Source organism: Allofrancisella guangzhouensis, assembly GCF_000815225.1.
In the GTDB taxonomy this organism is placed as follows: Bacteria; Pseudomonadota; Gammaproteobacteria; order Francisellales; family Francisellaceae; genus Francisella; species Francisella guangzhouensis.
Genome location: NZ_CP010427.1, coordinates 1261611 through 1275635, shown reverse-complemented (window position 1 = coordinate 1275635; position 14025 = coordinate 1261611). Strand labels below are relative to the sequence as shown.

Genomic DNA, 14025 nt, shown 5'->3' with positions numbered 1-14025 from the left:
ACTTTATAATAAAATAATTTTTATTATAAAAAATATATAACTAATAATATTTTTATTGTATAATAAAAATATTTAGTTTTAAAATAAATAATAATGATTGATGGTGATAAATTTTTAACTTTTGGGGCTGCTCTCGTTAAAGCCATTAAGAGTTATATTAAGTATTCTGATAACCTTCCAAAAATGGTACCATTGTTTAAGCCAGAGAGTGCATTTAGTAAAAACTATAAAAGCAATATTGAGAAGGCTTGCATAAACCCTTATGCAAGTAGAGAGCGTATTGTTTTTGGGCTTAATAATGGGATTGGTAGATGTGGAGATTTGACAGTAGCTGCTATTCATATCGCTAGAATTACGCCAGAGATAATGTTTGAAGAAAGATTTTTTATTAGTTATTGTGTTATAGAAAACTTACATGTATTTGCATTAATACATCAAAATGAATCAGTTTTCAATGCTTCTTATAAAAAATATAAAAATTTTCAAGAAATACTAGATATAGATTATATGCAAAATGCTGTTATTATAGATCTTTGGATAAATAAAGCAACGAAGTTACAAAATTATAATGATCACCTAGAACATGCATATTTGTATGATGCTGTCAAGTACTATAATAATAAAATATTAATTATTAAAGAACTCTCATTAGATAGTAAAAAAATAACCCGATACAAGGATGTAACAGAAATAGAAAATAGTTGTAGAAGAAGATTTATAACTTTCTATAATGATGAGTTGCAGAAACTATATGCAAGAAGAAGCTCTTTTGCCCAGGGTCTTAGATGTAGTAATGTCGAAGAGAGCTTAAAATATGATATTGACCAATATAATAAGCCACTTAAGAGTTCAGGTCAAAATGGTTTTAATATCACTAAAAAAAAATCTCTATTTGAAGAAAGAAAAAGTGTAGATAATAGTCGTGGATCATTATTTGAAAGGTATAGCTGCTTGAAAGAAAAACCCATATATGATGTCAAAACAGTTAAAGAAAAAGTTTTAACAATATTGGGACGGTATTTAAAGTTGAACTCTCTAGACCCTTCTGGTTCTTGGAACATAACATTACGAGTTTTTGACCAAAAGCACCATGCAGGACGTATGAGAGAAGTTATTAGAGAAGTTAAGCAGCAATATACTATAAAGAATATATCGACTATTTTGGAGAAACAAAAAATAAAGTTTGAATATGTCCAACACAAATATATAGGAAAAGATGAAATTAATAAGCGTTGGAATGATGAGACCAATTATAAGGTGAAAATAAATAAGTGTTGGAGCAACGAAGTTGATTATAAAATAAAAAATATTCCTAAAAAGTTGGAAAACTCAAAATTTTATAAAGCTATTTGTGAAGCATTAGATATTTGTGAAAATTCGTTTAATTTATAAAGACTTTGCTTAGCTAATTTGCCTCTTCAATACATAAAGATTAAAATATCAGTCCTTGCTAGCATATATTTCTCTGTTGCTTTACAATAACGTTATTTGTAGGTTTTTTATTAATAGATATGATTACTTCTTTAAAAAAGTTAGCAGCCCAAGCTGGGTTTGAGTATATAGGTGAAGATGTTCAAATAAAAACTATTGCAATTAATTCGGGTGATATTAAGCAAGATAGTCTATTTGTTGCAATAGTGGCAAATAGGGATGGTCATGAGTTTATTCCTCAAGCTATTGCAAATGGTGCAAAAGCATTGTTAGTTTCTAAAAAGCAAAATACAGATACCCCACAAATAGTGTGTGAAAATACTATCCGTGGCTTACGTAAGCTCGCTAAAGAGTACCGTAAATCATTAAAAATGCCAATAATCTCGCTAACAGGCAGTTGTGGTAAGACCACAGTAAAAGAGATGATAGTAGCTTTACTAAGTGATAAGAAGGTTCACTTTACTAAGGGTAATTTAAATAATTATCTTGGGGTGCCAATGACTATTTTAGAAACACCTCAGGATGCAGATTTTGCAGTAATTGAAGCTGGTACTAATGTGGGTGGTGAAATTAAAGCAGCTGCTGAAATTATTCAACCAGATGTAGCGATGATCACAAACGTTGGAGCTTCACATTTAGAAAATTTGAAAAGTTTAGATGGTGTAATGGCAGAAAAGGGCGAACTCTTAAAAGTAACACCACAAAAAGGCTATTGTATAGTAAATCTTGACGATGAGAGAATAACTAAATATGTATCTGTCTTAGACTGTAAAAAGATCACCTGCTCGATGTCTAAACAAATGGCAGATATTTATATAAAAGGGTATGATTCTACTGAAGAAAATTACAAGGTTAGACTTAGTATCTTTGGTGATGAATATGAATATTTCCTTCCAGCTATTGGAAAACATAATTTGTTTAATAGCATATTAGCTATCTCTAGTGTAGTTGCTGCAGGACTTGACCCAAGAAATTTTCTTAAAAATACTAGTAAAATTAGTAATTATAAAGGTAGATTTTGCATAGAAAAGTTAAGTGAAAAGTTAATTCTGGTAGATGATACATACAACGCTAGTGTTTCTGCAGTAAAAGCGGCGGTTGAAGATTTATCTGAGTTTAATGGAAAAAAGATTTTAGCTATCAGTTCAATGAAAGAGCTTGGAAACGAGGCAGAAAATTATCACAGGCAGATGGGGCAGTGGCTACAAGAAGCAAAGTTTGATAGAGTTTTTTTATATGGTGATAATAGTTTGCTAGAAGTTACTCTTAGCCAAATTCAAAGTGAGAATGTTAAACTTTATGAAACAAAAGAAGAATTAAAAAAGGATTTAGAACAAGTTCTTAGGTTTTGTAACAATCTAGCTACAAAAATTATAGTTAAAGGTGCTAGAAGTTATGAGATGGAAGAAATAGCTCAAGCTGTAAGGGGTTTTAAAGCTTAGAATGATACTTAAAACCAAAAATTTTTTAAAACACAAGACATATTTTTAGATGATGTTAGTATGTTGAGTTATTTCACCATCTTTAGAAATCTTTATATAATTGCCTGTTTTAAACCAGTCTCCTAGTACGTATCTGGTGTGGTCTTTTTCTTTGTGAATAGCCATTCTGTGAGTGTGGCCATGGATTACAATGTTGTAATCTTTTCGATATTTTTCTATTCCTATTGATGTGACATCTATATTTGGTTGTCTACGATTTTTCACATAACTATGACTTCTTACATTTTTGGCGGTTTTTTCCCTTAAGAATAATGGTAACCTTCGAAATAGAAATCTTAAAGGCTTATTATAAGCAATCCATTTACGGTAGGTTTGGTAGCTTTTATCATCAGTACAAAATAAATCACCATGAGAAAAAAGAATTTTTTTATCAGCAATGTTTAGATAATAAGGATCTTTAACTATAGTCACACCACTACATTTTGCAAATTTTTTGCCAATCAGAAAATCACGGTTGCCATGCATGAAATATATTTTTAAGCCTTTATCGCTAGCTTGTTTTAGCCACGTTGTGATTTGATGATAAAACTTGTCTTTGTGATTATCGCCTATCCAATAATCAAAAAAATCTCCTAGTATGAAAAGAATATTTTCATTTGATGATATTTTATCAAGGAATTTTTTGAAAATATTAGCTGATTCACTATGATGAGCGTTCAGATGTAAATCAGCTATTATATATATATCTTTGTTATGATCCATATTTTTCACGATAGTTTTTAAACTTGTTAATCACTTCATCATTAAGCTTTTCTTTAACATACTCAAATATGCTTTCAAAGTTAGTAACAGCTAAAACTGGGATACCGAAGTCTTGGGAGATTTTTTTTGTAGCTGAAATATTGCTGTCATTGGCTTTCTCTTGACGGTCTATTGATAACACAACCCCAGTGATTGTAGCATTTATATTTTTTAACTTATTATAAGACTCATAAAACGCAGTTCCAGCAGTCATTACGTCATCTACAAGTAGAACGTTTTTATTTGTCATATCTGCACCTACAAAAACCCCACCTTCACCATGATCTTTTGCTTCTTTGCGGTCAAAAGCATATGGTATATCAATATTGTATTTAATAGCTAAGATAGTTGAGATAGCTGCTACTAGTGGTATTCCCTTATATGCAGGACCAAACAAAATATCATATTTTATATTACTTTTAGCTATTAGTTGCGCGTAATAGTCCGCTAGAGTTGCAAGTTGACTGCCGGTGTTAAATAATCCAGCATTAAAAAAATACGGACTAACTCTGCCTGATTTGAGGGTAAACTCTCCAAACTTAAGGACTTGGTTTTTGAGGGCAAATTCAATAAACACTTTACTTTTCTTGTATTTAAATAATTGTTTTGTAAGTATAAATAATAATTCACAGAATACTAGTAATAACTTTGTAACAACAGGCACTTGCATTAAAAAAGAGTTGAAATTATGAATGTATACATGGTGCTTTAAGCAATGAGAGTCAGATATGGTTTAGCTATTACAAATGAGACTCGCGGTTAAAAGCTCTCCATTAAAATGTTTGATAAATATAGTTTAGTATCAATTAATTTATTCAAATATCTAGCACTTCCTGAATTTCGAATGACTTCAATTTCATTATCTATAGTTTTTATCACATCTTGTATAGAAGTTTGTTGTTGAATACTATTTAACATCAAATTAGCTCTATCTTTATAAGATTTCCATGATAAAGTTTTTATATCAAGATACTCTTGAATGTGTGCTAAACATACTTGTTTAACTTTGGTTAAGTTAAAATTGAAAATTTTATTATTAAGTTGTTCAACTATTCTACGTTTATTAAAGTTTAGGTTAGCTTCACAAGTTATATTTTCTTTTCTAATCAACCCCCAAATAGTGATGCTATCATATTCATCATCATCAAGGTCGTCGTGATATAATACATGCGCATCCTTTCCTGTATATAGTTTGCGCCATCTGTAACTATGAGTAATATTATTGTTAATAGTATTACTATTAGCTTCAGATTTCCAAAATTTACCCTTTTCATCGGACATTACATATTCGCTATGGCCTGGACCTTCTTTCATAGTAGTTCTTATAAAAACTCCGCCATTAAACTTTCCACTTGTGATCGCTAAAATAGCATTTTCAGTAGTAGACAACCTATAATCTAACATTACTTCTTGTATAGTAAACCATTTTTCTAAAAATATAGCGGTTAAACGTTCACTCCTTAAATAACCAAAAGATGCTATTTTTTTATCATTACGGTTTAAAAGTATACCATTTGTTTCCAGAGCAGCACAAATAGCGCTATTACTACATAACATTCTACCTGGGTTATTGATAGAAGCATATTGGCTAGCTTCTTTCATTGTTAGTTTTGATACTTTTGTTGTTGATGCATGCTGGATAAATTTTTTCTGAAGTATGTTTATTGTTGCTGAAATAGCAATCAAACTATTCTCTTTTAAAATCTGTTTAACATTTTCTAGGTGGGTTTGAAAGAGGATCTTATTATATTCATCAGAGTTAGGTGATTGTTGTTGCATATTAGCTATTGATAGCTTAGCCAGAGTGTTTACATTTTCAACGATAAAAGTACAAGCTTCTCTTTTCATTCTAGATAAGTGTAAACCATCAGAAATTTTAGGAATGGTACTTAAATACTTAGATTTAAATTCAGCTTGTTCTGTAAGCTTAAGATAGTCTGTTAAAATGATTATAGCTTTTACTTTTAATTCTTCTCCTGTTGAACGTATTATATCCATCTTTGTAATGCCAGAAATAAAACTCTTCTTAACGTAAAAAGTTGTTAAAAAGTCTTTCTTAAAAAATCTTATAGGTTCACATAGCTTATCTTCTTCATCTAAGAGTTTGACCAAATTTTGATTAAATTCGAGATATGCTTCAATATATTGTTTAAAATTCATTGTATTGTTTCTCTATTGGTATTATTTACTTATATTCCAAGGATGCATATACAAAGCTATCATCTTTTTGAAAATTTGTAATACTGCTTTTAATGTTTCTATCATTTTTTTGCTATCACTTTACAAAAAAATATATAACTAAATATACAAGTTAGATACGTTATATCGTATGTATTATATTTGATAAGGTATAGTTATTTTTGATAAGAGTGATGCGAAATATTTTTATTAGCATGTTTATTTTTCAAAACCGTATTTTGCGCATTCGCGAGCCTTTCTAAAATGTGGTTAGTATTTTGCGTATATTGTCGCTGTATATTTAAAAACTATAAGCTGATATAATTGGTAGCAATTTTTGTTATTCATTTTTTTAATTGATGTCTAAACATATTCATATTTTAGGAATTTGTGGAACTTTTATGGGCTCACTAGCTATATTAGCTAAGCAAAAAGGTTATAAAGTTACTGGATCTGACACTAATGTTTATCCTCCGATGAGTACTTATCTTGAATCACAGGCAATAGAAATTATTCAAGGCTTTGATTGTTCACAGTTAGAGACAAAACCAGATGAAATTATTATTGGTAATGTTATGAAAAGAGGTTTGCCGATAATAGAAAAGATTTTAGATGAAAAATTAAACTATTTTTCTGGGCCTGAGTGGCTTTACCATAACATATTAAAGCAAAAAAAGGTTATCGCCATAGCAGGAACTCATGGTAAAACTACAACCACTACTATGACTATCAAAATTTTAGAACAGGCTGGTTTTAACCCAAGTTTTCTTGTTGGGGGAATTAGTGGGGATTTTGGTGTTTCTTCAAGGTATACAGATTCAGAATATTTTGTTATTGAAGCAGACGAATATGACACAGCCTTTTTTGACAAACGCTCTAAGTTAATTCACTATGACCCTAGTATTTTGGTGATAAATAATATCGAATATGATCATGCTGATATTTTTAAAGATATCGATGCTATCTATTGGCAGTTTCATCAACTTATTAGAAAAATGCCAGCTAGTGCAAGCATAATCTATAATGCTTCTGATGTAAATGTACAACATATAATGGATATGGGCTACTGGTCAAATACTATTGCAGCTAATTCAAAATTGGGTTTCTATATTACAGAATACTCTAATGATTATTCTAAGTTTATGCTGGGTTCAAATAGTAGTGATAAAGTAGAAATTTCTTGGAATTTTATCGGTGAGCATAATGCTTTAAACGCATTGAGTGCTTATGCTGTAGCTAAACAGCTTGATATATCTAATAACGATATTAAGCAGGCTTTAGAGAGCTTTAAAGGTGTGAAAAGACGCTTGGAAGTATTATGTAAAAGAGAAGGTATTGTTTTATACGATGATTTTGCACACCACCCAACGTCTATAAAACTAACGTTAGAAGCTGTACGCAATAAAAATCCACAAGCTTATATAATTGCCTTGATAGATCCACGATCTAACACTATGAAACAAGGAAATAATAAAGAAAGCTTACCTAACGCAATACTAAAAGCAGATAAGGTTTTATTATATGATCATGCTTTATTAAAATGGGATGCAAACGAACTCTTAAAAGATAGTACAAAAGTTGATTTTATTAAAAATATAGAAGAGTTTATCAGCACAGTAGAATCTTTATTAATCACTCAGGAAGACAGAGAAGTAGAAATAGTTATGATGAGTAACGGTTCTTTTGATGGATTAAGAGAAAAGCTTATAGAGTTTCTGGAGTCTTAGATGAGTGATTTAGTATATGGAGTCCACGCTGTAGAAAGTTTGATAAAAGCAAATCAAGCAAAAGAGCTATTTATATTACAAAAGCAGAACTTAAATCCTAAATTATCCCAGATTATGGATGATGCAAAAGCTTTGAGTATTGAGGTTACGTTTTTAAATAGTGTCAAAGATTTGCCATGCCGTATAAAAAAAGATGCAAATCACCAAAATATTTTTGCTATTGAGAAAATTACTTTAAAAACCTATATCGAAAGTGATATTCCTAACTTATTATTAGAAAGCTCAAAGCCTTTTATTTTGGTACTTGATAGTGTCCAAGATCCACATAATTTTGGCGCTTGTATTCGTAGCGCTCATTCAGCTGGAGTGGATTTTATCGTGGTTCCTAAAGATAATAGCGCACCTGTAAATGCGACCGTTAAAAAAGTAGCTTGTGGAGCTGCTGAGCATACTAAAATTGTTGTGGTTACAAACCTAGCTAGAGCTATAGAAAAACTAAAAGAACAGGGAGTATGGGTAATAGGTTTAGCAGGTGAAGCTAGTGATAGCTTGTATGATATGAATTTAAACGACCCAATAGCTATAGTAGCAGGTGCAGAAGGTAGTGGAATGCGACAACTTACAAAAACAAGTTGTGATTTTTTAGCAAAGCTACCAATGTTTGGTAAAGTTTCTAGTTTGAATGTTTCAGTTGCTACAGGTATAGCCTTATATGAAACAGTAAGGCAAAGAGGGTAGTTAAAACATTATTGAAAATTCTGACTGATATATGGTTTTAACTAACCCTAATAGCATCATTTTAAGGTATTTAATATTTGAAATAGAATTATATATAAGTTCGAGATATACTTAATAAATCATATATTTTTTTTAAAGCTTCTTATGCTTGGTTTATGTTAAAATACTTCAAGAGTCAAGTTTACAGCTAACTTTGTTTAGGTTGGAGTGATAAGTTTATATGCAATTTGCATTTTTAAATGATAATAGGTATGCAGTGATTAATGCTATGAAGACTACATTGGGTGTAGTAATAGCTTATTTAGCTGGATTTTATTTAGGTAAACTTTTTGATGTTCAGCAAATGTATTTGTGGATGGTAATAACTGTACTGGTAGTAATGTCAACTCAGCCAAACTTAGGTGGTGCTCTGGATAAAGCTTTTATGAGGTTTCTAGGAACTATAGTGGGTGCGATAATAGCTATGTTAATAGCGGTGTTTCTGTCTAATAAGTCTTTGCAAATAATTATGGTTTTACCTTTTTTAATGTTATCTGTATATTTTGCAGGGGCTTCGTCAAAGTATAGTTATGCTGGTACTCTTGCTGGTATAACAATAATAATTATTATTTTTAATATCCGTCCAAGTATTGAAATAGCAATTCAAAGAGCAGTAGAGATATCCTTAGGTATAGCTATAGCTTTAGTAGTTAATCGTTTTGTTTTCCCTATAAGAGCTGAAACTAGGTTAAAACAAAGTTATATAAAAACTATTTCCCAAATTAAAGATTTTTTTGGAATTCTATTTATAGAACGTAATCAAACACATCAAAAACTTAGAGAAAGTATCTTTCTTGAATTTACAAAACATTTATCTTTAATAAAAGAGCTTAAATATGAGGGTTCTGCAAAGAAAGTTAGAGAATATGAGAAAATGGGGTTGTATATACGTAGAATTTATAGATATATGATAGTTATGTATGAATATATTGAAGCTTCACTAGACCCTATCTTAGTAGCTAAGCTAGATCAAGAGTTAATATTTATAGAATTTAAAAATTATATCATGAAGTCTTTGACAAATATTACGTATGATATGAAAAAACAAAAAAGAATAAGCTATAAAGAGTTATTAAGATTTGAAAAGCACATACAACCTCTATTAAAGGATGTTGAGCTATTAAATGAGACTGACGCGAATTTTATTTTTTGTACCAAAATGTTTCTTAAGGCGTTAGAAAAACTAGCGATTGAACATAACTATATTTTGCAGATATCTAAGCATTGATATATTTACCATTTTTGAGTACTATTTACTTGATTTCTTCTTGTTTTTTAAAAAATATAATAGCGAGCTTTTTATGAATTTACATTCAAAAAATGTAGTGATAGTTATACTTATCACTACGATTATAGTTGATATAATGGGTGTGGGTCTAGTTTTTCCTATCATGCCTTCATTATTTTTTGATAATACTTGTATTACTTTTGGCGATCCTAGTGGAAATTTTCAAAACTGGTATTATTCAATAGCTTTAGCATGTTGGCCTTTAGGCTTAATGATAGGGTGTCCTGTTATAGGCGAGTTATCAGACAAATACGGTAGAAAAATTATCTTAATGATAGCACTTATTACAACTTGCTTATCATATGCACTATCAGCTTATGCTATTTATTCACATAACTATATTTTGTTTATAGCTAGTAGATTTATTAGTGGACTGGCAGGTGGAGCTTTTGAGATAGCTCAAGCTGCTGTTATAGATATTTCTACAGAGGAGGAGAAATCTAAGAACCTTGGATTTATTGCGATGGCTGGCTCTTTAGGTTTTGTAATAGGTCCTGTGATTACAAGTTTATTTTCAACCTTAAATATAAGTCACGCCTTGCCATTTATTTTTGCTGGTGTCTTATCTTTTGTAAATGTGTTGTTTATATATGTGACTATGCAAAGAGATTTACCAAAAAATCCTGGTTTAGTTATAGATGTAGGTACTATTTATAAGACTATATCTTTTTTGCTTTCGGATAAACGAATAAGAGCTATTGGAGTGGTTTATCTTTTAGTGCAATGTGGTTGGGGATTTTATGGTCAAGGAGTAGCATTATTTTTGACACAAGCTTATAGCTATAGCATTTCAAGCATTGGTATATTTTATGCTGTTATAGGTTTAGCAACAGCAGTTGCAAGCTTAATTCTTCAGCCTAAAGTATTTGCAAAACTTTCTAATGATAATGCTTTTATAATAGCTGCTATAGTATGTGGGATATTTCTTACAAGTGTAGGTTTGCTCATAGGTGTAGAAGAACTACAGTGGATAGTAGGTATTATTTCATCGATGGCGCAGTTAATTTGTTATACAGCATTATTATCGTTGATATCTTTTGCTGTTTCAGATAAAGAACAAGGTAAAGCTATGGGCGCAGCTGGAGCCGGTTTTGGTCTTGCTTGGTTTTTAAACGATATTATGATGGGACATTTAGCGTCAGTTTCATCAAGCTCACCTATTTCTTTTGGCGGAGGAATGTATTTTGTTGCTGTTATAATATTTATATTAGCTACCAAAGTTTTGTATGAAAGGGTAAAATAGCTATTCACGATTTTATTATTAGAACGAACTATAAATGCAATTAATTTCACTTAAAAATATCAGTTTAAATTTTGGTACTCAGGTAGTTCTTGATAATGTTAACCTAGAAATCATAAAAGGCCAAAGAATATGTCTTATTGGACGTAACGGCACAGGTAAATCTTCATTACTTAAAATTATTGAAAATAAAATCCAGCCTGATGAAGGTGAGGTTGTTATTCATAATAATGCTATAGTTTCAAGTATGATCCAGGAGGTTCCATCAAGTATTCAGGGAAGTGTAGCTGATGTTGTACTAAGCGGATTAGGTGAGGTTGGAGAGAAGCTCATAGCATACCAGCAAACTTTAGCTAGTGACCCTACTTCAACAAATTTAGAAAAATTACATAGATATATAGATGAAAATCATGCTTGGAATTATCTAAATGATATTGAGATTTTAGCATCTAAGCTAAAGCTAGATCTCCAAGCTATATTTAAGAATCTGTCTGGGGGGATGAAAAGAAGGGTTATATTGGCTAGGGGATTGATAAAAAAACCAGACTTACTTCTATTAGATGAACCAACAAACCACTTAGATATAGACTCAATAAGTTGGTTGGAAGAATTTTTAGCTAATTTTAGTGGGGCTATATTGTTTATCACCCATGATAGAAAATTTTTAAATAATGTTGCTAAAAGTATAGTTGAGCTAGATAGAGGAAAACTTTTTTCTTTTGAGGGTAACTATACTAAATTTTTGGAAAAGAAAGAGCAAATTTTGCAAGCTGAAGAAAAAGCTAATAGTGAATTTGACAAAAAGCTAGCTCAAGAAGAGGTTTGGATACGTCAAGGTATAAAAGCCCGTCGTACAAGAAATGAGGGTAGAGTAAGAGCACTAGAGCAAATGCGTAAAGAGCGTAGTCAACGGAAACTTAAGATTGATAAAGTTGATATTAGTGCATCTCATGTTAAAAATTCATCAAAAAAGATAATACAAGCAGATAATATAGGTTTAAAATACCATTCAGAATATTTGTTTAGAAACTTTTCTACTGAAATCCATCGTGGTGATAAAATAGCAATTCTTGGGCAAAACGGTTGTGGTAAAAGTACACTACTAAATTGCTTATTGGGAACAGTATTGCCAGTAGAAGGTAAAGTTTCACATGCAGATAATTTAAAGGTCGCTTATTTTGATCAGCTAAGAGGCCAGTTAGATGAAAGCTTAAGTATAGTAGATAATGTAAAAGAAGGATCTGACTTTATCAACATTGGTGGCAAAGAAGTTCATATTATTACTTATTTACAGAAGTTTTTGTTTACTCCTGATAGGCTACATGCGCCTATAACACATCTATCAGGTGGTGAGAAAAATCGTCTCTTATTAGCTAAAATACTATCAAAACCTAGTAATGTTATTGTTCTAGACGAACCAACAAATGATTTAGATATTGAAACTCTAGAGATATTAGAAGAGTTACTTATAAATTACCAAGGTACAATACTTTTAGTAAGTCATGATCGAGAATTTATAAATAATGTTGCTACTAGCACAATAGTCTTTGAAAATGCTCAACTTGAGGAGTACGTTGGTGGTTATGATGATTGGTTATCACAACGTAAAACTATTATAAACCAAATCAGTAATAATCAAACTAAAGATAATAAAGAAACTAGCAATTTGAATAAGCTTAGTTATGAACAGAGAAAGGTATTACGTAATTTACCTGGTCAAATAGAAAAACTAGAAGCTAGTATTTCAGAGATAGAAAGTCAAATGGGTGAAGTTGGGTTTTATCAAAAGAAACAATCTGTGATCAATGAAATTCAGCAAAAACTAGATAAGCTCACTACTGAATTAGAGCAAAAGTATAACCTTTGGGAGGAACTTTTAGAATTAGAGTAGCTAAGTTTGATGTCATATAACTTAATAAACCTTCTAGTATTTTTAAAATTGGTGTACATTATAAAGCTACAAACTATTTTATAAGAACTGCAAGCATGAGCAAATATAAATACTGTATAGGTTTAATGTCAGGTACATCTTTGGATGGAATAGATGTAGCTTTATGTAAAGTTAAAGGTCATGGTTTAGATACGCAGATTAAGTTAGTTGAGTTTGAAACATATAATTACTCTGCTGATGTTTTACAAGATATAAATAAAGCTCTAGACTTAAGCTCTAGTGATGCTAAGCTACTATGTAGTTTGAATTTTAAGCTTGGTGCAGAGTATGCAAATGCTGTTAAAGCATTATTAGATAAAGCGAAAGTCTCTTTGGTAGAAGTTGAATTTATTGCTAATCATGGTCAGACAATTTACCATCAAGCAAAAGATGAAGCTAGTTTTGTTAGGTCATCTTTACAATTAGGTGATGCTGCTACTATAGCTTATGAATGTAAAACTACAGTTGTTTCGAATTTTAGAGCAGCTGACATTGCAGCTGGGGGTGCTGGTGCACCATTAGTACCATACGTAGATTATTTATTATACCGTGATAAAAACAAATCTAGAGCTTTACATAACATTGGTGGGATTGCCAATACTACAGTTATACCAAAAAACGCAAGTATTGATCAGATAATGGCTTTTGATACAGGTGTTGGTAACATGATGATTAATAGGGCGATGGAGACATTATTTGCTAAGAATTATGATAAAGATGGTATCACAGCATCAACAGGAAAAGTTATAGTAAAAATGTTAGAAGAACTTCTAGCAAACCCATATCTAAACCAGCAGCCTCCTAAATCGACAGGTAGAGAGCTTTTTGGCATTAGTTATACAGATAAAATTATAGAGAAATATAATGATGAGCAGCCGGAAGATATTGTGCATACACTAACTATATTTGCCGCGGAAAGTATAGCTAGAGCATACCAAGATTTTGTATTTGGTAGATATGATCTAGATGAAATTATCTTCACAGGCGGAGGTGCTCATAACAAGTTTTTAATTACACAAATTAGAAAGTTGCTTAATCAAACAACAGTCATGACTTTTGAAGATATTGGGGAAAATAGTGATGCAAAAGAGGCTATGGCGTTTGCTGTGCTTGGAAATGAGACTCTTCATAGAAGTTATAATAATGCTCCAACTGCTACAGGAGCTAAGCAGAAAGTTATATTAGGGCAAGTAAACTATTTTTAAAAAGTA

Annotated in this window: 11 protein-coding genes; 8 read left to right on the top strand and 3 right to left on the bottom strand. The window is 31.0% G+C overall.

Annotated features, from left to right (window positions below; genetic code table 11):
- Positions 1 to 93 precede the first annotated feature (93 nt).
- On the top strand, positions 94 to 1392 hold the full coding sequence (locus SD28_RS06010) for a hypothetical protein (RefSeq protein ID WP_039125065.1): 1299 nt from the start codon (positions 94 to 96) through the stop codon (positions 1390 to 1392).
- Positions 1393 to 1511: 119 nt separating this feature from the next.
- Positions 1512 to 2873, top strand: coding sequence for a UDP-N-acetylmuramoyl-tripeptide--D-alanyl-D-alanine ligase (locus SD28_RS06005; protein ID WP_039125063.1), 1362 nt, complete (start codon positions 1512 to 1514; stop codon positions 2871 to 2873).
- Between the two features lie 45 nt (positions 2874 to 2918).
- Here SD28_RS06005 and SD28_RS06000 read toward each other — a convergent pair whose 3' ends face one another.
- The 3 genes from SD28_RS06000 to SD28_RS05990 all read right to left on the bottom strand — a co-directional run bounded on the left by SD28_RS06000 (position 2919) and on the right by SD28_RS05990 (position 5834).
- The gene (locus SD28_RS06000) at positions 2919 to 3635 is read right to left on the bottom strand and encodes a UDP-2,3-diacylglucosamine diphosphatase (RefSeq protein WP_039125061.1); all 717 of its coding nucleotides are present in this window, start codon (positions 3633 to 3635) and stop codon (positions 2919 to 2921) included.
- Positions 3625 to 4251, bottom strand: coding sequence for an orotate phosphoribosyltransferase (gene pyrE / locus SD28_RS05995; RefSeq protein ID WP_039125838.1), 627 nt, complete (start codon positions 4249 to 4251; stop codon positions 3625 to 3627). The genes SD28_RS06000 and pyrE overlap by 11 nt, the downstream gene beginning before the upstream one ends.
- A gap of 182 nt (positions 4252 to 4433) precedes the next feature.
- Positions 4434 to 5834: a hypothetical protein gene (locus SD28_RS05990; protein ID WP_039125059.1), complete on the bottom strand. Its 1401-nt coding sequence runs from the start codon at positions 5832 to 5834 to the stop codon at positions 4434 to 4436.
- A 377-nt stretch (positions 5835 to 6211) separates the two neighbouring features.
- Between SD28_RS05990 and mpl the strand changes: the two genes are divergently transcribed.
- From mpl to anmK, 6 genes are all read left to right on the top strand, one after another.
- Complete coding sequence (mpl, locus tag SD28_RS05985) at positions 6212 to 7579, top strand: UDP-N-acetylmuramate:L-alanyl-gamma-D-glutamyl-meso-diaminopimelate ligase (protein ID WP_039125057.1); 1368 nt, start codon at positions 6212 to 6214, stop codon at positions 7577 to 7579.
- On the top strand, positions 7580 to 8317 hold the full coding sequence (rlmB, locus tag SD28_RS05980) for a 23S rRNA (guanosine(2251)-2'-O)-methyltransferase RlmB (protein ID WP_039125055.1): 738 nt from the start codon (positions 7580 to 7582) through the stop codon (positions 8315 to 8317). It abuts the gene before it with no gap.
- A 220-nt stretch (positions 8318 to 8537) separates the two neighbouring features.
- Positions 8538 to 9584, top strand: a complete 1047-nt coding sequence (locus SD28_RS05975; RefSeq protein WP_039125053.1) for an FUSC family protein — start codon at positions 8538 to 8540, stop codon at positions 9582 to 9584.
- A 73-nt stretch (positions 9585 to 9657) separates the two neighbouring features.
- Entirely contained in the window at positions 9658 to 10887 is a 1230-nt protein-coding gene (locus tag SD28_RS05970; RefSeq protein WP_039125051.1) for an MFS transporter, read from the top strand.
- 34 nt (positions 10888 to 10921) lie between these two features.
- Complete coding sequence (locus SD28_RS05965; RefSeq protein WP_039125049.1) at positions 10922 to 12775, top strand: ATP-binding cassette domain-containing protein; 1854 nt, start codon at positions 10922 to 10924, stop codon at positions 12773 to 12775.
- 95 nt (positions 12776 to 12870) lie between these two features.
- Positions 12871 to 14019, top strand: coding sequence for an anhydro-N-acetylmuramic acid kinase AnmK (anmK, locus tag SD28_RS05960; RefSeq protein ID WP_039125047.1), 1149 nt, complete (start codon positions 12871 to 12873; stop codon positions 14017 to 14019).
- The last annotated feature ends 6 nt before the right edge of the window (positions 14020 to 14025 follow it).

What these genes read in the sequence shown, in the direction of transcription:
- SD28_RS06010 (WP_039125065.1), top strand. Translation starts at nt 94, where the DNA reads ATGATTGATGGTGATAAATTTTTAACTTTTGGGGCTGCTCTCGTTAAA.
- SD28_RS06005 (WP_039125063.1), top strand. Translation starts at nt 1,512, where the DNA reads ATGATTACTTCTTTAAAAAAGTTAGCAGCCCAAGCTGGGTTTGAGTAT.
- SD28_RS06000 (WP_039125061.1), bottom strand. Translation starts at nt 3,635, where the DNA reads ATGGATCATAACAAAGATATATATATAATAGCTGATTTACATCTGAAC.
- SD28_RS05990 (WP_039125059.1), bottom strand. Translation starts at nt 5,834, where the DNA reads ATGAATTTTAAACAATATATTGAAGCATATCTCGAATTTAATCAAAAT.
- mpl (WP_039125057.1), top strand. Translation starts at nt 6,212, where the DNA reads ATGTCTAAACATATTCATATTTTAGGAATTTGTGGAACTTTTATGGGC.
- rlmB (WP_039125055.1), top strand. Translation starts at nt 7,580, where the DNA reads ATGAGTGATTTAGTATATGGAGTCCACGCTGTAGAAAGTTTGATAAAA.
- SD28_RS05975 (WP_039125053.1), top strand. Translation starts at nt 8,538, where the DNA reads ATGCAATTTGCATTTTTAAATGATAATAGGTATGCAGTGATTAATGCT.
- SD28_RS05970 (WP_039125051.1), top strand. Translation starts at nt 9,658, where the DNA reads ATGAATTTACATTCAAAAAATGTAGTGATAGTTATACTTATCACTACG.
- SD28_RS05965 (WP_039125049.1), top strand. Translation starts at nt 10,922, where the DNA reads ATGCAATTAATTTCACTTAAAAATATCAGTTTAAATTTTGGTACTCAG.
- anmK (WP_039125047.1), top strand. Translation starts at nt 12,871, where the DNA reads ATGAGCAAATATAAATACTGTATAGGTTTAATGTCAGGTACATCTTTG.